The organism is uncultured Aquimarina sp., assembly GCF_947492115.1.
GTDB lineage: Bacteria > Bacteroidota > Bacteroidia > Flavobacteriales > Flavobacteriaceae > Aquimarina.
Window position 1 is genome coordinate 62,697 of sequence record NZ_CANLMM010000001.1, and the last position, 25,747, is coordinate 88,443.

Annotated in this window: 24 protein-coding genes; 13 read left to right on the forward strand and 11 right to left on the reverse strand. The window is 32.6% G+C overall.

The features are described from left to right. Window positions 1-54: 54 nt before the first annotated feature. From Q1A73_RS00290 to Q1A73_RS00335, 10 genes are all read right to left on the reverse strand, one after another. Window positions 55-1,584 (reverse strand): DUF4280 domain-containing protein, encoded by a 1,530-nt coding sequence (locus tag Q1A73_RS00290; protein WP_299600201.1) that lies wholly within the window; start codon window positions 1,582-1,584, stop codon window positions 55-57. Further along, window positions 1,577-2,464 carry a hypothetical protein gene (locus tag Q1A73_RS00295; protein WP_299600203.1) on the reverse strand — a complete coding sequence of 296 codons (888 nt, stop codon included), beginning with the start codon at window positions 2,462-2,464 and terminating at the stop codon, window positions 1,577-1,579. Before Q1A73_RS00295 ends, Q1A73_RS00290 begins: the two co-directional genes overlap by 8 nt. Window positions 2,465-2,477: 13 nt before the next feature. After that, a complete protein-coding gene (locus Q1A73_RS00300) occupies window positions 2,478-3,944 on the reverse strand; it encodes a DUF2235 domain-containing protein (RefSeq protein WP_299600205.1) in 1,467 nt (488 codons plus the stop codon). A gap of 8 nt (window positions 3,945-3,952) precedes the next feature. Further along, entirely contained in the window at window positions 3,953-4,927 is a 975-nt protein-coding gene (locus Q1A73_RS00305; RefSeq protein WP_299600207.1) for a DUF2931 family protein, read from the reverse strand. Between the two features lie 94 nt (window positions 4,928-5,021). Then, the gene (locus Q1A73_RS00310) at window positions 5,022-6,806 is read right to left on the reverse strand and encodes a phage baseplate assembly protein V (RefSeq protein ID WP_299600210.1); all 1,785 of its coding nucleotides are present in this window, start codon (window positions 6,804-6,806) and stop codon (window positions 5,022-5,024) included. A gap of 267 nt (window positions 6,807-7,073) precedes the next feature. Continuing rightward, entirely contained in the window at window positions 7,074-7,469 is a 396-nt protein-coding gene (tssD, locus tag Q1A73_RS00315; RefSeq protein ID WP_299600212.1) for a type VI secretion system tube protein TssD, read from the reverse strand. Window positions 7,470-7,607: 138 nt separating this feature from the next. Next, the gene (gene tssD, locus Q1A73_RS00320) at window positions 7,608-7,994 is read right to left on the reverse strand and encodes a type VI secretion system tube protein TssD (protein ID WP_299600215.1); all 387 of its coding nucleotides are present in this window, start codon (window positions 7,992-7,994) and stop codon (window positions 7,608-7,610) included. Between the two features lie 258 nt (window positions 7,995-8,252). Beyond that, window positions 8,253-9,128 carry a TssN family type VI secretion system protein gene (locus Q1A73_RS00325; protein ID WP_299600218.1) on the reverse strand — a complete coding sequence of 292 codons (876 nt, stop codon included), beginning with the start codon at window positions 9,126-9,128 and terminating at the stop codon, window positions 8,253-8,255. Then, the gene (locus tag Q1A73_RS00330) at window positions 9,125-10,051 is read right to left on the reverse strand and encodes a hypothetical protein (protein ID WP_299600221.1); all 927 of its coding nucleotides are present in this window, start codon (window positions 10,049-10,051) and stop codon (window positions 9,125-9,127) included. Before Q1A73_RS00330 ends, Q1A73_RS00325 begins: the two co-directional genes overlap by 4 nt. A 27-nt stretch (window positions 10,052-10,078) precedes the next feature. After that, window positions 10,079-10,708: a C40 family peptidase gene (locus Q1A73_RS00335; protein WP_299600223.1), complete on the reverse strand. Its 630-nt coding sequence runs from the start codon at window positions 10,706-10,708 to the stop codon at window positions 10,079-10,081. 202 nt (window positions 10,709-10,910) lie between these two features. On the opposite strand from Q1A73_RS00335, the gene Q1A73_RS00340 reads away from it, so the two are divergent. From Q1A73_RS00340 to tssO, 5 genes are read left to right on the forward strand one after another with little or no spacing between them, the layout of a single operon-like run. Continuing rightward, entirely contained in the window at window positions 10,911-11,342 is a 432-nt protein-coding gene (locus Q1A73_RS00340; protein WP_299600225.1) for a GPW/gp25 family protein, read from the forward strand. An 8-nt stretch (window positions 11,343-11,350) separates the two neighbouring features. Further along, a complete protein-coding gene (locus Q1A73_RS00345) occupies window positions 11,351-13,186 on the forward strand; it encodes a type VI secretion system baseplate subunit TssF (RefSeq protein ID WP_299600227.1) in 1,836 nt (611 codons plus the stop codon). A gap of 22 nt (window positions 13,187-13,208) precedes the next feature. After that, the gene (locus Q1A73_RS00350; protein WP_299600230.1) at window positions 13,209-14,198 is read left to right on the forward strand and encodes a PKD domain-containing protein; all 990 of its coding nucleotides are present in this window, start codon (window positions 13,209-13,211) and stop codon (window positions 14,196-14,198) included. Between the two features lie 19 nt (window positions 14,199-14,217). Further along, window positions 14,218-15,375 carry a hypothetical protein gene (locus tag Q1A73_RS00355; protein WP_299600232.1) on the forward strand — a complete coding sequence of 386 codons (1,158 nt, stop codon included), beginning with the start codon at window positions 14,218-14,220 and terminating at the stop codon, window positions 15,373-15,375. Between the two features lie 27 nt (window positions 15,376-15,402). Next, the gene (tssO, locus tag Q1A73_RS00360; RefSeq protein WP_299600234.1) at window positions 15,403-15,921 is read left to right on the forward strand and encodes a type VI secretion system TssO; all 519 of its coding nucleotides are present in this window, start codon (window positions 15,403-15,405) and stop codon (window positions 15,919-15,921) included. A gap of 78 nt (window positions 15,922-15,999) precedes the next feature. Here tssO and Q1A73_RS00365 read toward each other — a convergent pair whose 3' ends face one another. Next, a complete protein-coding gene (locus tag Q1A73_RS00365; protein ID WP_299600236.1) occupies window positions 16,000-17,808 on the reverse strand; it encodes a PDZ domain-containing protein in 1,809 nt (602 codons plus the stop codon). Between the two features lie 386 nt (window positions 17,809-18,194). Here Q1A73_RS00365 and folE point away from each other — a divergent pair, with 386 nt between their 5' ends. The 8 genes from folE (at window position 18,195) to Q1A73_RS00405 (ending at window position 25,230) form a co-directional block, all read left to right on the forward strand. Continuing rightward, window positions 18,195-18,893: a GTP cyclohydrolase I FolE gene (folE, locus tag Q1A73_RS00370; RefSeq protein WP_299600238.1), complete on the forward strand. Its 699-nt coding sequence runs from the start codon at window positions 18,195-18,197 to the stop codon at window positions 18,891-18,893. 33 nt (window positions 18,894-18,926) lie between these two features. After that, window positions 18,927-19,559, forward strand: a complete 633-nt coding sequence (locus Q1A73_RS00375; RefSeq protein ID WP_299600240.1) for a flavin reductase — start codon at window positions 18,927-18,929, stop codon at window positions 19,557-19,559. Between the two features lie 517 nt (window positions 19,560-20,076). After that, window positions 20,077-20,220: a DUF2256 domain-containing protein gene (locus Q1A73_RS00380; RefSeq protein WP_299600242.1), complete on the forward strand. Its 144-nt coding sequence runs from the start codon at window positions 20,077-20,079 to the stop codon at window positions 20,218-20,220. A gap of 15 nt (window positions 20,221-20,235) precedes the next feature. Next, complete coding sequence (locus Q1A73_RS00385) at window positions 20,236-21,537, forward strand: DASH family cryptochrome (protein ID WP_299600245.1); 1,302 nt, start codon at window positions 20,236-20,238, stop codon at window positions 21,535-21,537. Window positions 21,538-21,540: 3 nt separating this feature from the next. Beyond that, on the forward strand, window positions 21,541-23,076 hold the full coding sequence (locus tag Q1A73_RS00390; protein WP_299600248.1) for a cryptochrome/photolyase family protein: 1,536 nt from the start codon (window positions 21,541-21,543) through the stop codon (window positions 23,074-23,076). Next, window positions 23,066-24,544: an FAD-binding domain-containing protein gene (locus tag Q1A73_RS00395; protein ID WP_299600251.1), complete on the forward strand. Its 1,479-nt coding sequence runs from the start codon at window positions 23,066-23,068 to the stop codon at window positions 24,542-24,544. Before Q1A73_RS00390 ends, Q1A73_RS00395 begins: the two co-directional genes overlap by 11 nt. A gap of 6 nt (window positions 24,545-24,550) precedes the next feature. Further along, window positions 24,551-24,832, forward strand: coding sequence for a TIGR03643 family protein (locus tag Q1A73_RS00400; protein ID WP_299600253.1), 282 nt, complete (start codon window positions 24,551-24,553; stop codon window positions 24,830-24,832). Further along, window positions 24,832-25,230 carry a DUF2452 domain-containing protein gene (locus Q1A73_RS00405; RefSeq protein ID WP_299600256.1) on the forward strand — a complete coding sequence of 133 codons (399 nt, stop codon included), beginning with the start codon at window positions 24,832-24,834 and terminating at the stop codon, window positions 25,228-25,230. Before Q1A73_RS00400 ends, Q1A73_RS00405 begins: the two co-directional genes overlap by 1 nt. Window positions 25,231-25,747: the final 517 nt, after the last annotated feature.

Genomic DNA, 25,747 nt, shown 5'->3' on the forward strand with positions numbered 1-25,747 from the left:
ATTTACAAGAACATAAAAACATCAACATCGATATGATTGCATAACTAAATCTCATCATAACTCAATATTTAACATAATTGCAAACGGTTGGAATTTGCTTTTATCATCAACGTTTTTAAAATGTTGAAGACAAAACATCGCTACCAAACCAGGTATCCATTGTTTTGCCATTCCATCGGCTCCTCCATCTTCCCATCCAGCACCAAAGGTGTCGAAGAAAGATAGGTTTGTGATTGTTGCACCGATTTCACCATCTTGATCGTATATTTCATAATTAGCAAGGCATCCTTGAATTCCACCCACAAAAGTTGCAACTTCATTAACATTCGGGTTTACTCCTTGCAAAGCACTATAATAGGGGAGACTAGTGCTAAAATTATATACTTTTTGAGGGTTTTTAGTAACGTAATTATTTTTTTTATACTGATCTACTAACTCCTGTTCTAGTTTTGGTATAAATTCCTTAAACTGGCTTGAGTCTTTGATTTCTCTAACGGGATTAGAATTATTATCAAAGATGAAATTACTTCCTTGTCCAGTAAAAAAATGATTGGCAAGATCTCTACCATTTTTTCCAAACCCATCTTCTATATCAGAAAAACTCCATAAAACAGCTTTCATTTCTGTTTTTAACATGGCAGTAGGGTAGGACTTAGTAAGATTAATATTGGTAATGTCATAACCTGACATTCCGTTTTTTTTCATGGTACTTTCACTAGGTGCGTCGGCATATATCCAATCATAGGCGCGCTTTCCTTTAGAATTTACAATTATAATCTTACCATTTTCATTAATACGATTACCCTTGTTAACCACTCCAGTTTCCAAAATTATTTTTTCTGATGAACTTTCATTAGCCGCGCTTCTATAAACATTATTTGCAGGACTAGTGGTAGTATTTGAATTGGTGTTTTGCGCATTTTGAGGTTTGTCAATGGATACTAAATCCAGAGAAACTGTACCATCTGCTTTTACCTTACCGGAATAGAGCAATTCGCTTTTACCATCTTTAATTTCATTTCCGTTTTTAGCTTTCACTCGAACTTCCACATTCTCACCAACCTCCATGTTTTCGGTTTGTACAAACATAGTTGCTTTTTCACCATAATTCATGCGGTCTATTTTCTCTTTTCCCGCTGCATCCATCCAATAGCTCTCTACAACCTTAGGAGCTTTGTCATTACCCATCATAGCACCAGGAATGGTCATTGCTATCTCCTTGAACTTTTCGCTAGCATTACCTCCTGTATTAATTTGCATAGGTTGCATGATGGTAACTTTGCCACCTGTACCGCACATACATTCAGAGTCTTCGTATAAGAACTTTTTACTTCCACCAAGTGTAGAAGTTTTCGTAGTTTTTGTCCATTTTTGTAAAGCAGGTATGCAAGGTAAATATCCACCACTGGTAGGTTTTAATTTACACTGACCAAAGGTGGCAGGTACTTGCGTATCCATATCTGTGGCCTTAAACTTGCCTTGAATTTTTACCTTTTGATTTTGCGTTACTAGCAATTTTGCAGGTACAAAACCTTGATTACATTCTAGTAAAGCTCCATCTAACACATATATTTTACTACTCATCTTTTTCTAAATTAAAGGTTATGGTAGTTGATTTCTTGTACAAATCCTTTACTTCAAAAGAATATGCTAATTTTCCTCTTGTGACTAAACCCATCTGAGGTTTCACTTTATAGGAACCTTTATATTCTAAATCCAGCGTATGTTTATCTCCTGGTTTCGTTGGCAATTTGCCTAGGAAATTATTTAGTTTGGGTAAAGGAAACTTTTTGTCTTCTATATTCATTTCGGCTTCTGAAGTAATCGTTACTTTCGTGAAACCAACGTCTTGTTTAGTAATTTTCTTTTGTTCAATAATTGGGATATTGATATTGCCTACAGCATTAGCAGCAACTTTAGGTTGATCTGCTAATTGTTTGTCTTTGAATTCTTGATAAAAAATATTGGAAAAAAAGAACTGATAGAAATTATCTTCTAAAAATACTTGTTGGATATTGTCTTCTTGCAATTGCCAATCAAAGTCGCTTGTCATTTTTAATAAGTCCGGGAACTCTTCTAACAAATCCACCTTAACTTCTTTCCACTTTTGTCTTATCTCTTTAGTGTTAACAACCCTATTGAATTTAAAACTTTTGTCCAGTTTTATTTCCAAAACATCATTAATAGCGGCAACCTTTAACGCAATTCTTTGTGATTTATCCACTTTACGAATTACACTAAACTTTTCATTTAATAGTACTCGCTTTTTTACTTCTATTCTGAAATTCAGTAAGCCTTCCTGATCCAATCCAAAAAAAGTAAAGTCAAACTCTATTCCTACTGCTGTATGCGATGTGTTATTTCCTTGCTCAATGATGTTCACTACCTCTGAAGTATAGGAACGAGTTGTTCTTTCTCCATTGAGTTTGATAATTTGATCGGTATGGGGCAGGGTTCTTGGCATGTAGAAATATTTATTATCCAGCTTGGGTTACACGTTGTCTATTTCCATTTACTCTATTTGGTCCCATACCAATACTGCTATAATGCGCTGAGAAATGGAAATAACGGTTTCTTAGTGTTCTTAATAGCATGTGATGTTCTGGATTGTTGTAAGACATTGGAACTCCGTCATTAAAAACGTATTCCTCTAATATAGTTTTGGTAGTGCTCAACTCGGATGGAATAGGGTATTCTCTATTAACTTTACCGGTTAATATACTTACATTTTTGTTTTTAGAGAATTTTGCCATAATCTGAAGTGGAATATAACTATATCGATTACTCAATCCTTTTCTATCTCCTGTGAGAGTTCCCCAAAAATCACTAACTGTGATTTCATTTGGTTTATACCAGCCTTGTTCAATTAAAAATTCTCTTTCTGCTCTTAGATCTTCGAGATTGGTTAATGTGTAATCTAGTCTTAGCTCTTCATCTGCATTGTGGACATAACCACCTCCAATATCAGAATGTACTCCTGGAAGATATTTTTCTACACCTCTGTTACCAGTACTTCGAATATCGGTAAGTCTAAAATTACTTCTGTGTTCATCCGCAGCTGCTAATTGCAAGGTGTGTTGCGATTTCTTCACTGCATTTAACTTAAGTTCGGCGGTATTATTTCCATGTGCTAATCCTAATGAAGCAACAGTATCGAATAAACCTGCAAAATGGATTGCTATCATCTTTACTTTGATACCTTTTTGCTGTAAAAATTCTCCTAGAGCACCATTGTCAACATCGTAATAAATGATCGTAGTTGATACTGGAGCATATTCTCCAGAACCAGTGGTAATTATTTCTTTTACCTGACCTTTTCTTTGAGTTATCTCATGAATAAAGTTTCTTGCTGCTGCGGCTCCTCTACTAAATCCATAAGTTTCGATAGTAAGAACATTGATGTCTTTTTCACCTGTTCTTTCGATTTTATTCGCAACTTCTTCACATCCTTTTTTTACTTTTGCTCGAACACCAGTAGATCCGGTTCCGAGTCCCATTCCTATTTTAGAATCATAGCCTTCATTTTCTGTACCTATTCCTTCTATATAAATTGAAAATTTTTTAACTTTTTCTTCATCTACAGGCTCGTAGGCTGGTTCTAATCGCGAAATATTAGAATGATCATTGTCATAACTCCCCGTTTTATTAGGGCTCCAAGGAGTTCCCCACCAGAAATCCCGATATTTTCTTACGAGCTCTTCATCATGTGGTTCTCCACGTTTCATTTTTTCGTATTCTAAACGAATATTGGTGTTTTCTCTATTATTTGCAGTTCCGTCAAAAAAGACAGCTGCGGTAATATTTACGCTTTCTTCTGGAGTCAGTTCCTCATATTCTGCGTTGCCTACGTGTACAGGAGCTGTTTGTACATTAACTCCGCTAAGTACGCTTTTGCTAGTTTCTTGTGCTCCTGTTGATGTTGCTGTTAACCCAATACCTCCCATATAATATTTTAATTAGAAGTTTCGTATATCTTCACTCTTGCTTTTTTGATTTCTATTTTTTCCGAATCGTTTTGTAGAGCCAACTCAATATTGCCATTGTATTTGTCAATTTTAAGAGTTAATTCTGCCGGTTTCTGATTAGGATTTTTAAAGAAGGTGTGAAAAACTTCTTGAATTTCTTCTTCATTGAAGTAAATTCGACTTCCAAATTCATTGTTATTTTCATCTGCCCATTCAAACCTTATTTCATCAGGTACTGCGTATTCTTGAAATTCGGATAAGATTTTATTGGAACCAAGAGTATATAAGTTTTCACCATTATAAAAAGACATTCGAATTTCTTGTAATGTTCCTTTTTCATAGAAATTGACAGATGGTTTCCAAGAAAATTTTTGTCTATAATGTTCCCATTTTCCAAATGGAATTGCATTTGGATTCATTTTAGCTTTAACTTCTTCGCTAAAATCCTCTTCTAAAACGGAATTGATGAATTCATCCATTGATAGCACAGCGGAGGGAGCAAATTCTTTTATACTTACTTCAACCTCGGAAGCATTAAAACGTGCTACTTCAATTGTTTTCCCTCCTCCTAGAAGCCAAACTACGATCATTCCACCAGGAGCAAGACCTATATTAATGTCTCCATAAGTATCTTTCTTACCTAAGCGGTTAATAAACCCTTCTTTAAATAGATTATTAATAAGATTACTAGGTAGATCAAAGCTTCCTCCATAAAATTTCTTTTCTAAATAGGAAATCCAAACAATTTCTAATCTGATAGGAATAGGTTTTAAATCTTCGCCGACCACATGAGTGGGACCAACTTTTCCCCAACCTTGATGCAGTGTATGTCCTGAAGGGATATAAATACTTTCACCGTTTTCAAATATCAAATGACCCTGATGAATTTGCATCGGATTATATTTTGGAGCGGATGCTGTAGGTCTCCATTCGTATTTTTCCATTTCTTTCGAAGTCTTCATTGTTGCTTTCTCAGAGTTGTTTTTTTGGCAAGAGACAATACCGATACTTGATATTGTACATATTAAAATTAAAATAATAGTCTTTAGTTTACTATTATTCACCATATTCCACAGTTTCTGCACTAGCAATTGTGATTTTACCTCCTGCATTTGTTTTAATCTCTCCACTGGCATCTGTAGTTATCTCTTGTGCTTCTTGCTTATATTCACTACTTATTACTTTAATCGTTTCTCCAATTTGTCTATCTTCATTAGTAGCACTAATAAAATAATCTTCAGAAATTGTTTCATTCTTGTTTTTGCCAACAGAAATATCCAAGTTTTCATCTACATTTATTTGCATATTCTTTGCATTCAATGTCATATTTTCTCCGGCAGAAATGGTAATATCATTATTAGCAGTGTCTATATGGATGATATTTCTATTTTTATCAGTAATCATGATAAACTCTGAACCATCAGCGTCGTTTAGTTCAACAGTGTGTCCACTTCTGGTTCGTAAGGCTTTGACATCATTGTTTGCTGTATTCCAACCAGCTGGGTTGGCTCCTCCTGTATATAAAGTACCTAATACATATGGTCTTTCTGCATTTCCTCCTTCAAATCCTATTAAAACTTCTTCATCAATTTCTGGAATGAAGTGAAATCCTTTTTCTCCTCCAGCGTGTGGAGTTACAATTCGTAACCAAGGAGTGAACTCACCAGTTTCTTTTTGCCAAGGGAATTGAACTCTTATTCTACCGATACCATCAGGATCGCTATTTTCTTTTACAACGGCTACCTGAGTCTCACTTTTTGGAAATGCCATCATATTGGTATTTGGATATGCGTCTAATTCTGAAGTAACTGCTTCGAAATTATTTTGATATCTACCATTTTCAGTATTGGTATGCGTTATTTTAATCACCCGAAAACTTCCGTAATCTCCATTGTCACTTTTAATATTTATAAGTTGACCAAGTTTTACTCCAGGATTATCACTGGATCCTTTTAAGATAACTTGTTTTATTTCTTCGGCTTTTTTCTGTTTTTCAACATAGCCATCGATTCGTTGTTTTAAAGAAGGATCGTTATAAGAATTTACATAGATATTGGTTTCATTCGGAAAGATTTCATCAGATTTGTTACTGGTAAAACCATTGTATCCATTTACACCAGAACTTACCTCTGTAGTAGCCTTTTCGTGCTGTCCATCGGTTAAATAATCATTAGTAAAATATTTGTAACTATTAGATGAGGGTTTTAAGTCTAATGAAAACTCTTGTAGATCATGACCGTACGTAAGAACAACTTCATCTTCATCTTCTGGTTTTCCAAAAACCAATGCACTACCATTATAATAAAACCATTCTCCATATTGAGCAGCCAATCTACTTGCATACTGAAAAGCACTTTCTTGGTGCTGTACACTATAATGAATGTTTTCGGTATCTGATGGACTAAAAATAGTTTCTAATTTCGATTGATCGTATCCCTGAAAGGTGTTGCTTAAAATAGAAGCAAGATCCATATCATTAAAAGAGTTATAATGAGGGCCATCATCAGCAATAATACTACAACTATGAGCCTTAATCGTTACTAGATCTCCATTTTGTTGATGGAATCCCATAGTGCTATTTACAGAAGTAACTACTCCCTTAAATTCAAATTCTTTATATCCAGAGAATGTACCCAAAGAAGAAATTTGAATGGTAATAATCTGACCTAGATAATCTTTAGTCTGAGAGGCAATATCTCCTGTGAAATTCTCTAAGACATCCATTCTACAGACCAATTCCATGATATGATGTGAATCAATTTGTTGATGCAACATTAACTTTTTGTAGGCACTTATAGCTGTTCCTCCAATGAATATTTGTGTTTTCGACTGTAACGCCATAGTATTATATTTTTAGGGGTACTATCAATATCATTAATAGTATTTAATTGTAATAAAGTTACCGAATTTATAATTGATACATACTCTTATCAAGAATCATTAAAGTACTCTCGTTTTTAAATCAGGTAAGTTTATCCGCGAATTATACTCCTTTTACTACTTAAAAAAAGAAATAAAAGACCAAAAATCATCTACCAATTAGGATAGTCCCTATATGGATATAGAAACTATGCATAATTGATATTATGAAACTCAGAAAATTCAGTTTTAAGTTTTCGAAGGCCAATTATTGGTAAATGTAGTACCTTTAATTGTGATCTCCTTTGCTGAAAGTACTAAATGTATCTGTAAAGGTTTTGCGCTTTCTGCATTAAAATGTTCAGTATATTCAATACAGTATGCATCTTTAACTTCTACATTTTTAAGACTAGACATATTATCTCTTCTAAAAAAAGTGATTTTACAATTTTTAGTAATTGTAGGAGAGATCGTCCAATCTAAAAAATCAGCACTTGCGGTGGATTCTATTAATAAGCTTACTTGTCCGCCTTGTGGTTTTGCACAAGGTCTTCCTGTATAATCGGTATCTTGTCTAAAGGAGAATGAGCAATCCAAGATATTTATCTCTTCCCCATCAAGATCTAGTTTTGCTAAAAATGACATAAGTGATAATTTTAAAATGAATAACTACATATCAATTCCATATTGTTTACACATTTGTAAAAAGAAGAAATGATTATGTAAGATGAGAAAGGGAGTGAAAAACACTCCCTTTACCTAATGTTATATCAAACGGGGAAGTTATACCCAGTCGTTTTCGTGTTCACCATTACCAATACCGATTTTTTGTGCAGAAATAGTCAAAGTCTCAGTCATAGGATTCTTTCCAGTAGCATCAAAATTTTCAAAATACTTAACTGCATAAGCATTTTCAAAAGTTAGCTCTTTAAGAGTAGCTTCGTTATCTCTTTTAAGAAATACAATAGAACCATTTCTCATTTCAAAATTATTGAACATCCAATCAGATAAACCTGTATCTGCAGTAGATTCTACTTCCATTTTTATCATTCCTCCTCTAGTAATGGATGAAGGACGACCAGTTGCATCAGTTTCTTGGTGTAAACCATAGTTGCAGGATAAAATGTTATACTCTTTTCCACCAACTTTTAATTTTGCTTTAAAAGACATAATAAATAAATTTTAATTAATAAATAATAATAATAATTGAATATAATAAATGTAACTTGTACGATGTAAAGATAGCAAAATATGTGGTAATCTGTATATTATGCTTTTGTTAAGTGCTTTAAAAATAGTTGTTTTGGAAGGAAAAGGACTACACTGTTTTCGGGGAATTTGCACTTTGTCGTGAAATTCATCTACCAAAAAAAAGATCTCAACGAGAAAATTGAGATCTTTTTTTAACAAAATTTTAACAGATATTTTTTATGCTCTTTTGCAAATAATAACGTCATTTTCCTTAATTCCATTCCCTTCAATAGTTCTAGTAAAGTCAATATGAGATTGCATTCCCATCCAATTAGGTTTGGTGTAAAAAATCCATCCGTAAGGATTGTTTTTATCATCTAAGAACTCAATTTCACCTTCTGGATGTCTATCGTTGTAATCATTAATAAAGAAGTAAAAAAGCTTACCAAATTCCATTTTCTCTGGTGCTTTTAGTCTAAAATTACTTAACTCGTCTGTAGTTTCTCCTTTGTTAAATTCAAATGAAATTACCAATGGGTTGATTAATTCATCATCTTTAGGATCCTTCATTTTCTTATCGATAGGGTAGAACCACTTTTTATAGATTGGAACTGGTATTGAAATTGCAAATTCATATAGCTTTACTATCATTATAGGTATAATAAAGCAAAGAGAAGATGCCGCAAATATATATTTGTAATCAGGCTTGTATATTTCTACCACAAATAGGAAAGTGATTAAACCAATAAACACTGTTACTACTGTGTACAGAAATTCGGGCCAAAATTTAGTAAGATTATCATCTAATAAATTAGGGAAAAATCTCCTCATTGCTAGTACATGTAGCGTTCCTAGGCATAAGAAAATGATTTGAAAACCTATAAAGCTATTCAAAGGAATATTATTAAGTACTTTTTCGTTGCTTAATAAAGCTGTGCCTGCAAATACAAGTAAAACAACTAGCATGTATAGCAAGAATTTCTTTTTATTTTTAACAAAAAGTTTTTTTAACCCAGCAACTACTCCCATTAATATAGCACTAACTGCTAATAACAAGATTCCTACCTTAAAAAAATCAGCATTTACTGCTGCAGCTTGTAATGTTAAATTCATATCATAGTGGTTAGACCCATTCTGGGACTGTTAGTCTCATTTAATACAAATGTCTCTTCTTTATTCGAATATGTTACGTTAATTGTTGTGTCTATCTCCATAGGGATAAAATAGTCACAAAAGATACTAATAAATTTCTTAGTAGCTCCCCCAATTATATACTTATCGATATTTTTTTGGTCCACCGGACCTATATTAATTTCCCAAAAAGGGTAAGAAATGACCGTTTCATTTAGTTCTAAAACTAAATCTACACCTAATTGGTTTTTGCTATCATTGTCTTCATCTTCAGCATCTTCTAATGTGTGATATTTTCTTGTAATACTTACTTTTTCTTCGATTATCTTTTCTAAACTTAAAGCTGTTAGTTCAATTTCACCTGAGATTTTGTGTACGTAAGGAAGAAGTTGTAACAACTTTATGCTATAATCAGAAGGAATTTCTGGATCTAAATTCCAAAATTTTAAGAGAAAATCCGTTTTTAAATTTGCAAATTCATTTATCAGCTGTCGTTCATTTTTTTCAATATTTACACGTTGTGTAAAAAACTCATTTTCTAAAGGTGAAAAAAACGACCGAGCATCTTTTTCTTGTTTTTTTTGCTTTTGATGCAGCTCCGTAAAGGAAATATCACTTTTTGCTTTTACTGGTTCGTGAAAAAAACCTTCCGGAAGTGTGTCATACAGACCATTTCTGGATAAATGCAATTGTAATTTATCTTTATCCCGTGAATAGGTGTCTAGTTTTATGTCAATAACATCCCGTCTGTAAGACCTAGAAAAGGTACTGTTGTTAAATATATCAATGTCTGTAAGATCTAAACTAGACTTCTCTAAAATTTCAGTAACAAAAATTTCTGCTTTTAGATTTTGATAAGTTGAAATCAGTTCTTCGTAGACAACCTGTACCTCTTCGTTGTTCATTCGTTTAGTTGGTGTAAATGAATGGAATTATTTGTTTTGTGCGGTTTTGTTGTTAGTATATTTAGGTTTCTTTCCTGCAGCTACAAACATTCTTTTCCAAGGTTGTTCAGATAAAATACTTATTTGCACACCGTTTCCTCCTGAGTTACCTCTACGAGATGTAGAATGCACAAATCTATCATTTCCGAGGTAAAAACCAACGTGTGTAATTTCTCGAAATTCTGATCCTTTATTATTAAAAAAGATCAAATCTCCCTGCTTTAAGTTATGAAGTCCTTTAAACTTATTGGTGTCATCAGCTTTAAATTGTTTATCTGCAGTACGTTCAATTAAATTGCCATAAACATCGTGATATATATACTGTGTAAAATAAGAACAATCTATACCTTTCTTAGTATTTCCTCCTAGTAAATAAGGCGTGTTCATCCATTCATCTATAAATTCAAATAGAGCGATATTATCAACTTCTTTAGGCGCAATTCCTAAAATAGCACCATATTTTTTCTGAATAGGTAATATGGCGTTTTGTTTAGCTAAAGCAATAGAGTCTCTTCTGGCTTGCGCAAGTGCTTCTTGTTCTGCTTTCTTGGAACCTCCACAACTTATTGCCCCAATAATGATTACAAATAAGAAAAACGTTTTATAAAGTGTATTCATGCGTCAATGAAAATTTAGACAAATATAAAAAAACTTATGGTTATTTTCTACCCTATATACAGGGATAACAATAAAATAAAATCATAAAAATAGGGATTCTTGTATTTTTATTTAGTTTATTGTATTAACAAGCCCTAGTAAATAAAATCTTTAGTAAATTGCAATTGGTTTTAGGGTACATTAAACACACAAATTACTATTCATGAATTCTTCTTATTATAAGCTGCCTTTAGATACTTTTGGAATTGTTAAAAATAAAGATATCGATAGTTGTGATTTGAAACAATCTATAGTTGGTTTTATTCATCTTATCACAACTTCGTATTTTGGTGAGTGTACCTTTGATGAAACCTTTGGGTGTTCCATCTGGAATGTGGATTTTGACAATCTTACGAGTACCAATAAATTAAGAAACACGATTTCTGAATCATTGGTAGAAAGTATTGCTTCTCAGGAACGAAGACTTAGGAGAGTTACTGTTGATGTTAATATCCAGCAAGAAGAATTTAAGAATAGGGGAAGTTTAAACAGAATTAAGAAGAGAGTAGATATAAGAGTTAACGGTGTTATAAGTAGAACAAATGAAGAATTTGCTTGCTTAGAAAGATTTTATATAGCTCCATTATCGTTTTAAAAGAGTTTATGAGTACGGAAAATAAAGTTCAGATAAAAAATAGAATGATCAAAAAAGCGGCTTCGCTTTGGGGAGTTTCTCCAAACGAAATCGAAAGTTCTTTTGATCCCGTTGTGTCTCTTTTGATAGGTGCATGTGCCTCAGAAATTGAAAAAATTTCTAGTGAAATAGATAATTCTCAAACCCGTATCACAGAGCGTTTGATTCAGTTAATGACCCCAGAAACATTGTATGGGTCTAGACCGGCGCATGGAATTGTATATGCGGAACCTATAGAGAAAAGAACAACAATTACACCAGAACATCTGTTGTACTTTAAAAAGAAAATAAAAACAAAAAACGCTAGTACAGAATTAAAAAACATATATTTTTCACCAATTCAAAAAAATCAATTGGTCGATGCTACTATTGATCGAATGATTTGTGGAGATAAGATCTTTGAATTAGAAGGTAAGAGGAAAACCGCTAGTCCCTTGTCTTTGAAAGATACAAAAGGGTTGTCGCCATCTACTTTATTTTTAGGTATAAAAACAGATCAGGATAACATATCATTAAAAGATGTGTCATTTTATTTTGAATTGTTAGATGTACAGGAAAATGAATTGTTTTACCATCACCTAAAAAATGCGAAGTTTTTCTTTGAAGAGAAAGAGTTTGCATCTATTCCGGGTTATTTTAATAGTGATATTTTCCGCAGAACGAATTTGGAATCAATATTTGATTATAAGCCTAATAAGACTAGAAATATAGAAGAAAAAATAAGTAAATTATACAAAAAACACTTTGTTTCCATTAAATCTGGTATTTCTATAGGGTCGAAGGGGAATTTACCAGAAGAATTCTCTAAATTTATAGATCAGCAAACTCATGAAGATTTAGTGGATTATAGTTGGATAAAAATAGAGTTTCCAAGAATTATTAATGATGCTATCTTAGAGAGTGTATATTGTACTTTCAATGCGTTTCCTGCATTGAATCGAAAATGGGAAAGTATTTCCTATCAATTGAAAGATTATATAGACATAGTTCCTATTAGTACACAAGATCTGTTTTTAGATATTAAGGGTATTTCCAATACCTCAGGAAAAGAATATAGGTTAAGAGAAAATGATTCGGCTGCGGATGATAAAGGAACATACGTAATTCGTAGAGATAATGTAAGTAAATTGGATTATAGAAAAGCAAGAGAGTATTTGATTCATTTGATTGAGTTGTTGAAAGATGAGAGTGCATCATTTTCGTTTTTTGGAAATGATTTCTTACAGTCTAATATTAATGAACTTAATCAGAATATTTCGCTTTTAGAAAAAAAGGTATCGGATATGAAAAAGTCTTCAGAAGAGACTAATTATATTTCGGTTAAGCCTTACAAGAAAAAAGATACTTTGTTAGTGGAGTACTGGGTTACAAATGGAGAAGATGCTAACCAGATAAAGTCTGGTAATAGTTTAAGTATTTATCAAGGGAGTGATCTAAAACAAAAAGGGAGTATGTTTTTAACATCTACATTCCAAGGGAAAAACAACTTAGGAATGGAAGAGCGTTTGAATGCTTACCGAAGAGCTTTGTTATCAAGAAATAGAATTGTAACAAGAGAAGATGTTAAGGCATTGTGTTATGAGTTATGCAGTACCAAAGTTCAGGAAGTAAAAGTAGGTAAGGGTTTTAAAACCGATATTCATGTTTCTAAAGGTCTTATTCCCTGTATAGAGGTGCAGTTAATAGAAAATAAAGAAGAAATCACTTCTGATGTAGAGTGGAATTCTCTAAAAAGTAATATTTTGTCAATTTTGGAACAACAATCTTTGAATGTTTTTCCATATAAAATAACAGTAATAAGTTAATTAGATAAGAAAATAGATACTAATGAAGACATCGAATAACACAAAAAATTATCATTTAGATAAAAGCGTAATATTGTTCTTTGTAATAACAATATTGGTTACAGCTACTGTTTTTGCTTTTAAGTATGTAAACTATACGCCTTGTGAAATAATAGATTTTTCTTTTAAGGATGGCGAGGTTAGAGTAGGGGATCCTATTCAGTTTGAGGACATGACAATTGGAGCATTAGAATGGAAATGGGATTTTGGGGATAGTACAACGGTAGATACCAGAAGAAAGCCATATCATACATATAAAAATCCTGGAGATTATACGGTTTCATTAATTGTTAATGGAAAGTGCCCTAAAGTTAAAACCATTTCTGTATTGGAGAAAAAAGAAATTTTAGATCCATCTAAGAAAGCTAAGTTTGAAATTCTTACTCCTAGAATTCGTGTTGGAGAGAAATTAAAGGTACAGGATAATACCCTTAATGCTACTACTTGGGAGTGGAATTTTGAGGATGCGTTGGGAGCAACTTCTAAAGAGCAAAATCCAGAGTATACCTATAGTACATCTGGTAAAAAGACCATTACTTTGATTGTAAACGGAGAATTAAAATATGCTACCACTAAAACAATAGAAGTATTACCTAAGAAGAAAGAAACGGTTAGAAATGATGATATTGTTGTCCGAGATATATCAACAATCCCTGATGATCCAATAGGACAGGATCCTATAGCAGATGATCCAGTCGATGAATTTAAAGCGCCTTTTATCAATGAAAAATCATTTAAGGCTAAAGTGATTCTAGTTTCTACTAAAAAATTAACGGCTAATGATTTCAAGGACTATTTATGTGGTAATTTGGATTTACCAATAATTGTGCGTAAAAAGAGAACTACGTTTATAGAATTTTGTGAAAAGATCAAAGGGAAAAGTATTACTATTAGGGATTTGAAGTTAACCCATGAGGAAAATAACTGTATTAAAAATATAGTAATCGATTACAGAAAGAATAGTATTTTCTAATAACTAAGAAATATCAAAGATGGAATTATCAAATAAAAATCATCATAGGGTCAACTGGATTGACGGTATGAAGATTAATAAAAACCATTTTATTGAAGCAGATAATGCATTTACTAATTTTTCGCAACTTATTGGAGCGAAAGATATTAATGCAATTAATTATGGTTTATTACCAGATTTAGCAGGAGATGAAGCCGTTGATATGGTTTTTTCAATGGATGGTCAGGATACGATTAAAGTGCAACTTAATAGATGTGTTGCTGTGACTAAAGGTGGTTTTATTATTAATATAACACCTGAGATATCGTCCGCTTTAGAACAAATAGGTAGTATTATAAGTACTGAATATAAAATTAATAGTACAGATGAAGAATGTTATATTGTTCTTAGTGTTGATCCCTATGGTAGAGTGCCTGTAGGTGATGCTAATCCGGAAGAAGAACCACCACGACATCCTTATGTTTTGCCAGAATATAGTTTACATGTTATTAATTTAGCTGAAGCAAATGAACAAGAGTTTGGTAAACATCATATTACAATAGGTAAGATAGAGTTTAATGATGGGGTAGCCTCCTTAGCAGAAGATTTTATTCCGCCATGTGTTTCTATTCAGAGCCACCAGGATCTTAGATATATTTATACAGAGATACATACTTTCTTTAACGCTATAGAGAAATATTCAATGAATATTATTCAAAAGGTCTATCAAAAAAAGCAATCGAATGAACTGGCTACGATGGTGCTAACATTAACTCAAAACTCATTGCAATATTTGGGAGGAATGTTGCCAGAGTTCCGTTTATATGATCGTCATTTACCACCAGTAACGATGATTACTAAATTAATGTCTCTAGCAAGAGTTATTAAAAATAGTATGGATGTATATGCGGGAACAGGTAAAGAAGAACTTTTAAATTATCTTTCTGATTGGTGTGATCTAAATCAAGGGGCATTCGAAAATGTGTTGATTGAAATGATGGATTTAGATTATCAGCATACCGATATTAATAAAGCGTTGCATAATGTTTCTAGCTTTACAAAATTGATGCTTTCGCTATTTAAAAAATTAAATGAGCTTGATTATATTGGTAAGAAATCGGATTCTAATATATTTGTGAAAGAAGAAGTAATAGCAAAACCAGATGTAAAAAGTAGAAGAAGCTTTTTATTAGATTAATGTGTATTTAAATAATATTTTAAGAAAATGAAACCAAAAAACAGTAAAGAAAGAAGAAACAGCGTTTTAAAATTTGCATTATTATTTTTATTTACGGTTGCTTTAATTGTTACTGCCTTCTTCTTTGATTTTGATAGAGTACCTCTTAAAGAAAACGAAGTGCTAAGAGAACGCACTGCGATTGTTGAAAAAGATGCGAAATTTCAAAAAGATTTTTCTAAAGGAATGTTTAAAATAGAGAAATTAATCGATTCGTTAGATCGTCCAGGTAAAGAAGATAATTTATATTATATAAATAGAAATCTAGAATCTGAAATAGGAGACCTGAACGAGGCTATAGATCAAAAAGATACAACATATAGATATAAAATGTATGTAAATATAGTAACTTCTTACAGGCAAATTAAAGAGTTAAAAGCTGAGCTTGCGAAACAGAAAAAAGAGTTTCAGGAGTTTGAAGAATATAAAGAAGCTTTAGAAAAAACCAGGGAGCAGTTAGATAGAGCTAGAACTGATTTGGATCGTTGCAGAGCTTCACGAAGATAAGATCTACGGATTAGTAAGAAACTAAAAAAGTCGACAAATAGAATGTCGACTTTTTTAGTTTTATATGTTAAAAGAAAATTATTTTGCTTTCAACCAGTTTTCTCGTTTTAATAAGGCTTTTTTACTTGGTTTCGAAAATTGAGTGATCACCACCTCAGGATCAACACCAAATCTTATCAAAGCTTTTTTCTCTTCTCCAAGTCTTCTGTATATAACTGTTGCCTTTTTTCCTGGTTTGTATTTACTAATAACATCGTTAAAAGTACCAAGGTCAGAGAATGATTTGTTGTCTATAGCAACGATCACATCTCCTTTAGCGATACCTGCAGTATATGCTGGTGTTCCTTTTTTTACATATTTAGAAACTACGGCATTATCATTGTCATCAAAAGTAACATCTACCCCTAAATAGGCTTTCTTAGCATTGGTTTTAGGGTATATCGCTACAGAACCTAATAGTTTTTTAAAATCCGGAATCTGACTGTCGAAAATATATTTTTCAAAGAAATCATCAGCAAAAGATTCTCCTGCATATTCTCTTAAAGTAAAAAATAAATTTTCGATAGTATATGGAATTTCTGTCTTTCCATATTTTGTCCAAACAAGTTTTAGGTAATCATCTAAATTAAGATCATCTTTATCTCTAAGAGAAAGATCTAAAGCTAATCCTAACATGCTTCCATAAGAATAATAGGATACAAATGTGTTTTCTCTATTGGTTGGATCCATAGAAGTAGCTGCATCTACAAAAGGAGCCTGATAACTCATTTCTATAGGGTTAAAGTATTGAAGTGCAGGAGAATTCCATACATAATTATAGGTCTTGCTCAAGCTTTCGATATACTGATCAGGAGTAATAATACCTGCTCTACATAGTATTAAATTGGTATAATAACTTGTAAATCCTTCTGCAAACCAAAGCTCACCAGACATGTTTACGTTTTCAAAATCAAAAGGCTCTAGAGAAATTGGGCGAATACGTTCTACATTCCAAGCATGAAAAAATTCATGAGCTACAGTGCCAATGTTTTTTTCCATTCCTCCGTCTGCCAGGCTTCTAGTACTGGTTAAGATTGTAGAGTTACGATGTTCCATTCCGTCACCCGAAACGGTAGGCATGTAGCTGGCAATAAAAGTATATTCTCCGTAGTCAAAATTCGGATAATCTCCATAAATAGCTTTAGTCTGCTCTACGATTTTCTTTATTTGTTCAAAATATTGATCAGCTTCTTCTTCTGTACCTGGATGTAGGAGTGCTAATTTTATGGTGTACTCAGTACCAGCTGCTGGAACTTTAAATTCTTTGACTGTATGATTACTAATTCCCGCAGGACTATCCATAAAGTACTGTAAGTTAGGAGCTAAGAATTTGTTTCCTCCTAACGGAATTAGTTGAGTAGCAACTTTCCAGTTTAGATCTTCTCTAACTAAATAAGTTACCTGTACTGGCCTCTCTTTTAAGGTAGGAATGTACATGAAAGTAGCAGGCATATTAAGATGAGCATGTGTTTCATTTATCTGCGAGTAGGTGCCATCAGCACGATCGGCAAATAAGGTATACGACAGGTTGATAGTTCCATCATGTCCAGAAACATCCCATTGGTAAGGATTGGGTCTCGTCACAGTAACATCTTTGCCCTTGCTGTCGGTTATTTTGACATTATAAACATTTTTAGCAAATTCATGAAGCGCGTATCTTCCCGGCGATGTTCTACTCATTCTTAACGAAATGGTACCACTTTCTAAATTAGTAAATTTAGCACTGATCTCAGCTTCATGATGTACAGCATTATCAAAAGAAATTTGGTATTCATTTCTTACTTGAGAATAACTGGAAGAAATGCAGAGTAGAAATAAAAGTAAAAAGAAAAATCTAAAAGACTTCATTAAAAGAGTTTTTGGTTAAAAGATACATGCGTTCAAAAGTGGCAAAAATAATACAAATTATTACCAAAGTTAGGTGGGAAGTTTTAAATATATCTGGGGCTCTGAAAATAAATTAATACATACTAATTTATTCAAAAACAGAGCTCAAAAATACAACAAACTCTTAACTGCACAAATTAAAGGCACGAAAATTGAATAGGATAAGATAAAACGAATCACAAGATTTTCTTAATTTTTGAAGGTTATAAAAATATATGTTAATTATTGTTTAATAAATAGCTGTAAAAGTTAAACAGTTTTGTAAATTTGAATGAAAAAGAAATTTTAATTTGAAAATAGATGAGTATATATACTTTTATATTTTCAACAAACACTATAAAATTTAGATGAAAATAGGAGTAGAAACATTGATAGAGACAAATGGGCATGGTTTAAATGGGTTTTCCATTGATGAAATTGGAGATGATCATATCAGTACAGGTATGGAAACTCCAATGAAAGAAGATGCTTTTGATATTACAGATGAAGAGAAGAAAGAAAAGATCTCTTATTTGTTTCGGGAGATAATGGAGGTAATGGGATTAGATCTTACTGATGACTCCTTGCGAGGTACTCCTGATCGTGTTGCTAAAATGTATATAGAAGAAATTTTCTCAGGTTTAGATCCTAAAAACAAACCAAAAGTAGCGCTATTTGATAATAAATATAAATATGAGCAAATGCTCGTAGAAAAGAATATTACTTTTTATTCTAATTGTGAACATCATTTTGTTCCTATTATAGGAACGGCTCATGTTGCATATATTTCTTCAGGAAAAGTTATTGGTTTATCAAAATTAAATAGAATTGTTCAGTATTATGCAAAAAGACCACAAGTACAGGAACGTCTTACAAATCAAATAGCTATGGAGCTAAGAGAAGTTTTACAAACTGAAGACGTCGCTGTAATTATTGATGCAAAACACCTTTGTGTTTCTTCTAGAGGTGTAAAAGATGATACCTCTGCAACAGTAACAACGTATTATGGAGGTGCATTTAATAGTCCAGAGAAAATAGCAGAACTTCAGAATTATTTAAATAACTAATCAGGTTTAAAATTCGGTTTTATAACTATCCATATGCATTATACAAAGGAACAAATTAAGACAATGGAGCGCGTAAAACGTTTAAAAATAATTAATGCTGTATCCGGAATCAAACCAGCAAATCTAATTGGTACTATAAATAATGATGGCGTAAGTAATGTGGCTATTTTTAGTTCAGTAGTGCATTTAGGGAGCGATCCTGCGTTAATGGGTTTTATTATGAGGCCTGTAGGTGATGTTCCTAGACACACCTATGATAATATTCTGCAGAATAACTGTTATACGATTAATCATGTGCATAAGTCTTTTGTAAAAAAAGCACATTATACTTCGGCAAAATTGGATAGTAAAGAATCAGAATTTGACAGATGTGGTTTAACAGAAGAATTTATTAATGATTTTAAGGCTCCTTTCGTAAAGGAAAGTAATCTAAAAATTGGTTTGCGGTTTGTGGAATCTATTGATATAGCTATTAATGGGACTATTTTAATGATAGGAGAAATAGATCATCTAATACTACCAGAGGAGACATTTCAACATAGCGATGACCTTGATTTAAGTAGTATGGATACTGTTGGTATTTCTGGGTTGAATTCCTATTACAGCCTAAATAAAATAGAAGAGTTTCCTTATGTAAGAGTATCCGAAATGCCAGATTTTAATTAAATGAATCTTCTCGAAATTCAGTTGTTGTTAGATTTTGGGTTAGTAATTCTTATATGGATTGTACAGTTAATAGTTTATCCTAGTTTTAAATACTACAACATTAATAATCTTGTTAATTGGCATAGGATTTACGCCTTCAGAATTGGTATGATCGTTATGCCTCTAATGTTGGGGCAAATTGTGATTAGCTTTATTAGGTTGCTAGGACCTTATTCTTTGCTAAATATTTTTCATATACTGTTAGTGACATTAGTGTGGTTTTCTACTTTTTTTCAATTTGTACCAATGCACAATCAAATTGCAGATAATACAGGCAATGATGAGGTAATAGTTAAGTTGATTAGAAACAACTGGCTCAGAACAGTTGTTTGGACATGCATATTCATTTGTACTCTCTTTCAATCTCCAAAATAAATTTAATTAGTCTTTTCAAACATTTCCTTATATCCTGTTAAAGTTGCATTCTGATTATTTTTTTGTTTAAGTATTTTGTAATTTTATTAAACAAAATATTTATATGAAAAAATCTCATCTCCCAACAAAAATTTGTAAGGTCTGTGAAAGGCCATTTACATGGAGAAAGAAATGGGAAAAAGTATGGGAAGAGGTGCAGTATTGCAGTGTGCGCTGTAGAAATAATAGAAATAAAGTTAAAGGTTAAAAACAAAAGGAATACATGAAACGAACAGGTTTGGTTTGGTTTAGAAATGATTTAAGAGTTTTTGATAACACCTCCTTGTATAAAGCTACTAATGAAAATGATCGTGTAATTGGAGTCTTTTGCTTTGATCCACGCTTATTCAAGGTGGGTCAATTCGGATTCAAGAAATCTGGAAAGTATCGTGCGAAGTTTCTTATTGAGTCGGTGAATGATTTACGAGAAAATCTACTCAAAAAAAATATTTCCCTTTTAGTTTATACGAAGAAACCTGAGGATGTAATTCCTAATTTAATTGAAGATTATGAGGTAAATACAATCTATAGCCAAGAAGAGTGGACAACAGAAGAAACAGATACATACAAAACGGTAAGGAATGCAACGAAAAGTCAAGATATAGATTGGGTAACTTCTTACGATCAGTTTTTATTTGATCCACAGGATATCCCTTTTGATATTCAGGCAGTCCCCAAAGTGTTTACTGTCTTTAGAAAAAAATGTGAAAAATATGTACAGGTTGCAAGTGAAGTTGATATTTCAGGATTAGAACCAGATAATTTAATAGAAAATGAAACCAAGATACCCGTTTTGGAGGATCTAGGATTCAAAACTTTTGAGGTTGACTCAAGAACGGCATTTCCTTTCCTTGGAGGAGAAAGCGCAGTATTAAAAAGGATACAATCCTATTTTTGGAAAACCCATAAGCTTTCATATTACAAGAAAACTAGAAACGGTTTATTGGGAACTGATTATAGTTCTAAACTTTCCGCATGGTTAGCTAATGGTTCTATTTCCGCGCGTACTATTTATCATCGGGTGCGTGATTATGAGAAAGAGATCGAAAAGAATCAAAGCACGTATTGGCTGATTTTTGAATTGATTTGGAGAGATTTTTTCAAGTATGTGTCCCTAAAACATGGTAATGATTTGTTTAAGAGAAACGGTATACTCCATAAAGAATATTCTTGGTCTCAAAATCAAGAGAAGATTGAGCAATGGATTCAGGGTGAAACTAAAGAGCCTTTTGTAAATGCAAATATGATCGAACTTTTACACACAGGATGGATGAGCAATCGAGGGAGGCAGAACGTAGCCTCTTATTTTGCAAAAGAATTACAATTAGATTGGAGAATTGGAGCTTCTTATTTCGAATCTTCGTTAATAGATTATGATGTGCATAGTAACTACGGAAACTGGCAATATGTGGCAGGAGTAGGTAATGACCCCAGAGATCGAAAATTTAATATCCAACTCCAATCCGAACGTTACGATCCACAACAAAAATTTCAAAATCTTTGGCTTCAACCTACATTATTCTAACCTATGATATTACGATTACTACTTGGCGACCAGTTAAATTACGAGCATTCTTGGTACAAAGAGGTTGAGCAAGATGATGTTTGCTACTTTATGGCAGAAATGAGGCAAGAAACCGATTATACCAAGCATCATATTCAAAAAGTTGTTGGTTTTTTTAGCAGTATGCGAAACTTTTCTTCTTGGCTAAAAGAGCAAGGGAAACAGGTTGTTTATTATCAACTCGATCATAAAAAAAATAAACAAGACTTAGTTGGCAATTTAAAGCAGATAATAAAGGAAAATAAGATTACTAAATTCGAATATCAACTCCCTGACGAGTATCGACTAGATGTACAGTTAAAAGAGTTTTGTGAAACACTATCCATAGAGTTTGAAGTATTTGATACGGAACACTTTTTGACTTCCAGAACTGATTTTGCTAAATTTTTTGAAGGTAAAAAGCAGTATATCATGGAATATTTTTATCGTGATATGCGCAAGAAATATGATATCATGATGCTTACCAAAAAAGATCCAGAAGGTGGTAAGTGGAACTTTGATCATAGTAATAGAAAAAAATGGAATGGAAAACCGGAAATACCCAGTCAGAAAGATTTCAAAAAGGATTTAAGTAAGATTGTCGAGCTAATTCATGATTGTGAAGTTAGTACTATTGGAAATATTGACCCGAAACAGTTTAATTGGCCAACTTCCCGAAAAGAATGTCTTTCGTTGCTTACTTATTTCTGTGAAAACTTATTAATGTACTTCGGAGACTATCAGGATGCAATGCATGTAAAAGAAAAATATTTATTTCACAGTAGGTTGTCTTTTGCGATGAATAGCAAAATGTTACATCCTAAGGAAGTAATCACCACTGTTATTGAATATTGGAGAGATAGACAAGATGAAATTGATATTTCGCAAGTAGAAGGATTTGTAAGGCAGATTTTAGGTTGGCGAGAATATATGAGAGGAATGTATTGGAGTCAAATGCCAGCCTACAAAAACCTAAACGAACTTCAGAATACAAACAAGTTACCAGATTTTTACTGGACGGCGAATACTAAAATGAATTGTTTACGTTCTGCCATTCAGCAAAGTTTAGATGACTCGTATGCACATCATATTCAGCGATTAATGATTACGGGTAACTATGCTTTATTGACTATGATCGATCCAGATGAAGTGGATCAATGGTATCTTGGAATTTATATAGATGCTATCGAGTGGGTAGAGATTACCAATACTAGAGGAATGAGTCAATTTGCAGATGGAGGTTTGGTTGCGACCAAACCCTATGTATCCAGCGGTAGTTATATCAATAAAATGAGTAACTATTGTAAATCATGCGAGTATAAAGTATCTAAGAAACATGAGGATGATGCGTGTCCTTTTAACGCTTTATACTGGAATTTTTTAGATGAGAAGCAAGACTATTTTAAAAATAACCAGCGTATGTCCATGATGTTGAATCTCTTGCATAAAATGGATAAAGAAAAATTACACAAATTAAAAACCAGGGCTAATCATATAATAGAAAATCCTGATGAGTACTAATAAAGAGCATGTAAATATTGTTTGGTTTAAACGGGATCTTAGATTGCAAGATAACGAGGCGGTTTATAACGCAATTGCGACGGATTCGCCTACGTTGTTGTTGTATGTTTTTGAGAATTCTTTAAAAGAGGATAAGCACTATAGTCAACGTCATTGGAACTTTATTAAACAGTCTATAGTTGATCTAAACACTCAGCTAAAAGTATATGATACAAAAGTGCTATGTGTTTCTTCTGAAGTTATTCATACAATCGGAACACTACAACAATTCTGGAAAATAGATCAGGTGTTTTCTCATAAAGAAACTGGAATAAGAAAGACATATGAAAGAGATAAAGCATTTTCAAGATTTTGCAAAAATAACTTGATTCAATGGGTGGAAAATAACAATAATGGTATTCACAGAGGTCTTAAAAACAGAGAGAGTTGGAGAGAGGACTGTGAGCATTATATGAATCAACCTCAATTTGAATTTAATCCGAAACCTGATAGTTTTATTTCATTAGAAAAAATAGGTGAATTAGAGAAAGTTTTTCATATCGAGAACCTAGATACGGTACCAGATACTAATTTTCAACAAGGAGGTACCAATAAAGCATATCAATACTTAGTTTCTTTTTTTAAAGGAAGGTATAAGAATTATAGCTTTCATATTTCGAAACCAGAATTAGCTCGTAAAGGTTGTAGTAGGTTATCTCCATATTTGGCTTGGGGAAACTTATCTATCCGACAGGTATGGCAATATGCTATTCAACAACGAGCTACATCTGATAGTAAAAAACAAATAGATGCCTTTACTTCTAGATTACAATGGCAAGTTCATTTTGTACAAAAATTTGAGATGGAAGATATCATGGAGTTCGAAAGTATTAATAAAGGATATCGGAAATTAAAAAAACAAATATCAGAAGAATACAAAGCTGCCTGGAAGGAGGGAAGGACAGGTTATCCTCTTGTAGATGCTTGTATGAGATGTTTAAAGGAAACTGGGTATATAAATTTTAGAATGCGTGCGTTGGTAGTGTCTTTTTTTACGCATAATCTTTGGCAACCATGGCAAGAGGCGAGTGCTCACTTATCTAGTATGTTTTTAGATTTTGAACCAGGTATTCATTTTCCTCAGCTTCAGATGCAGGCTGGAGAAACTGGAATTAATACGCTTAGGATTTACAATCCCATAAAAAATAGTATTGACCATGATCCAGAAGGTGTTTTTATAAAAAAATGGGTTCCAGAGTTGAGCAATTTGCCAATTGCTTATATACATGAACCTTATAAAATGCCACCACTAGAACAGCAATTTCATGATTTCGAATTAGGAAAAGATTACCCATATCCTATTGTCGAAATGAATAGTACTAGGAAAAGAGCGAGCGATACACTCTGGAAAATGCGAGATGATGCATTGGTGAAAAGAGAAGGATATCGAATCCTAAAAAAACATACATTACCGAACAGAAAAATTTAACAGTAGATGCAAAAAGAATTATCCATACGTGATATTGACAGAATCATAGAAATGGCTTGGGAAGATAGGACACCATTTGATGCAATCCTTATGCAATTTGGATTAAAAGAGCAAGAAGTAATTAATCTAATGCGAAGAGAAATGAAACCTTCGAGCTTTAGAATGTGGAGAAAAAGGGTACAAGGAAGAAAAACAAAGCATTCAAAAAAACGTACTTTTGAAGAAGGTAGATTTAAATGTTCTCGCCAGAAACAAATTACACATAACAAAATTTCAAAAAGGAACTAATGAGCAATAAGAAACCAGACCAAGTAGTATATAATGAAGATGAAGAAAGGTATGATGCTGCCTTAAAACCTTATGCTACGGATGTAGGAGCACCGTCAATTACCATTCCGGATACGGTTGCTTGGAAAAATACAAACGTACACAGGGTAAATAAGCAGGTAAAGGCAAAATACGATGAGCTAAAAGCGCAGTATGATGTATTGATGGAGCAATTTGAGTATAACAATTTAGTTTATAATGCTAAGTTTACTTTTGAACCTATCGTGGGAGAAACGTATCATCTATATCGCAATAGCAATGAAGAACCCTTTTTATCGATCATTGCTCCAACAGAGTGTAGCTTTGATCATCTAGGAACATTTAGATTAAATGCTGATAAAATGTGGGAGCGGTTGTAATCAACTGCATGAATTAGTGTATTCTCTTTTTCTTTTGGAAAGAAAACCAGTTTCTGGTTTTTAAATGAATATTAAGCATATTATTTTCTCTTGGATAGTTTATAGCTTTTAATCCACTTTTGTTGTTGATGTTTTCGCGTGTGTTAGATTTACTTATTTTTCGGTATTATGTTGTTTTCCTTTTTTTGATACCCTTCTTTGTACATACGACTGTAATTTTCAAACGAATACCTTGTTTTTATGCAATGGTGTGCTGCTTTAGTAAAACTTAAATCCTAGCTCTTTCATAAGTTTATATGCTTCGCTATATTTCTTTTAGAATTATAATTGATATTAATCGGGAGAATTAAAATATTTTAAAAACAAAAAACGCTTCAACAATAAGTTAAAGCGTTTTGCTTGCGGAGAAAGAGGTATTTGAACCTTTGATGTTTTGATATAGTTAATTTTTGTAAAATCCTTTATTGTCAATAACTTGGGGATAACTCTATAGACTAATAGTATCTCAAAACACTAT

Excerpts from the sequence above, each read along its gene's own strand:
- Q1A73_RS00290 (WP_299600201.1), bottom strand. The coding sequence starts at position 1,584 with ATGAGTAGTAAAATATATGTGTTAGATGGAGCTTTACTAGAATGTAAT.
- Q1A73_RS00295 (WP_299600203.1), bottom strand. The coding sequence starts at position 2,464 with ATGCCAAGAACCCTGCCCCATACCGATCAAATTATCAAACTCAATGGA.
- Q1A73_RS00300 (WP_299600205.1), bottom strand. The coding sequence starts at position 3,944 with ATGGGAGGTATTGGGTTAACAGCAACATCAACAGGAGCACAAGAAACT.
- Q1A73_RS00305 (WP_299600207.1), bottom strand. The coding sequence starts at position 4,927 with ATGAAGACTTCGAAAGAAATGGAAAAATACGAATGGAGACCTACAGCA.
- Q1A73_RS00310 (WP_299600210.1), bottom strand. The coding sequence starts at position 6,806 with ATGGCGTTACAGTCGAAAACACAAATATTCATTGGAGGAACAGCTATA.
- tssD (WP_299600212.1), bottom strand. The coding sequence starts at position 7,469 with ATGTCATTTTTAGCAAAACTAGATCTTGATGGGGAAGAGATAAATATC.
- tssD (WP_299600215.1), bottom strand. The coding sequence starts at position 7,994 with ATGTCTTTTAAAGCAAAATTAAAAGTTGGTGGAAAAGAGTATAACATT.
- Q1A73_RS00325 (WP_299600218.1), bottom strand. The coding sequence starts at position 9,128 with ATGAATTTAACATTACAAGCTGCAGCAGTAAATGCTGATTTTTTTAAG.
- Q1A73_RS00330 (WP_299600221.1), bottom strand. The coding sequence starts at position 10,051 with ATGAACAACGAAGAGGTACAGGTTGTCTACGAAGAACTGATTTCAACT.
- Q1A73_RS00335 (WP_299600223.1), bottom strand. The coding sequence starts at position 10,708 with ATGAATACACTTTATAAAACGTTTTTCTTATTTGTAATCATTATTGGG.
- Q1A73_RS00340 (WP_299600225.1), top strand. The coding sequence starts at position 10,911 with ATGAATTCTTCTTATTATAAGCTGCCTTTAGATACTTTTGGAATTGTT.
- Q1A73_RS00345 (WP_299600227.1), top strand. The coding sequence starts at position 11,351 with ATGAGTACGGAAAATAAAGTTCAGATAAAAAATAGAATGATCAAAAAA.
- Q1A73_RS00350 (WP_299600230.1), top strand. The coding sequence starts at position 13,209 with ATGAAGACATCGAATAACACAAAAAATTATCATTTAGATAAAAGCGTA.
- Q1A73_RS00355 (WP_299600232.1), top strand. The coding sequence starts at position 14,218 with ATGGAATTATCAAATAAAAATCATCATAGGGTCAACTGGATTGACGGT.
- tssO (WP_299600234.1), top strand. The coding sequence starts at position 15,403 with ATGAAACCAAAAAACAGTAAAGAAAGAAGAAACAGCGTTTTAAAATTT.
- Q1A73_RS00365 (WP_299600236.1), bottom strand. The coding sequence starts at position 17,808 with ATGAAGTCTTTTAGATTTTTCTTTTTACTTTTATTTCTACTCTGCATT.
- folE (WP_299600238.1), top strand. The coding sequence starts at position 18,195 with ATGAAAATAGGAGTAGAAACATTGATAGAGACAAATGGGCATGGTTTA.
- Q1A73_RS00375 (WP_299600240.1), top strand. The coding sequence starts at position 18,927 with ATGCATTATACAAAGGAACAAATTAAGACAATGGAGCGCGTAAAACGT.
- Q1A73_RS00380 (WP_299600242.1), top strand. The coding sequence starts at position 20,077 with ATGAAAAAATCTCATCTCCCAACAAAAATTTGTAAGGTCTGTGAAAGG.
- Q1A73_RS00385 (WP_299600245.1), top strand. The coding sequence starts at position 20,236 with ATGAAACGAACAGGTTTGGTTTGGTTTAGAAATGATTTAAGAGTTTTT.
- Q1A73_RS00390 (WP_299600248.1), top strand. The coding sequence starts at position 21,541 with ATGATATTACGATTACTACTTGGCGACCAGTTAAATTACGAGCATTCT.
- Q1A73_RS00395 (WP_299600251.1), top strand. The coding sequence starts at position 23,066 with ATGAGTACTAATAAAGAGCATGTAAATATTGTTTGGTTTAAACGGGAT.
- Q1A73_RS00400 (WP_299600253.1), top strand. The coding sequence starts at position 24,551 with ATGCAAAAAGAATTATCCATACGTGATATTGACAGAATCATAGAAATG.
- Q1A73_RS00405 (WP_299600256.1), top strand. The coding sequence starts at position 24,832 with ATGAGCAATAAGAAACCAGACCAAGTAGTATATAATGAAGATGAAGAA.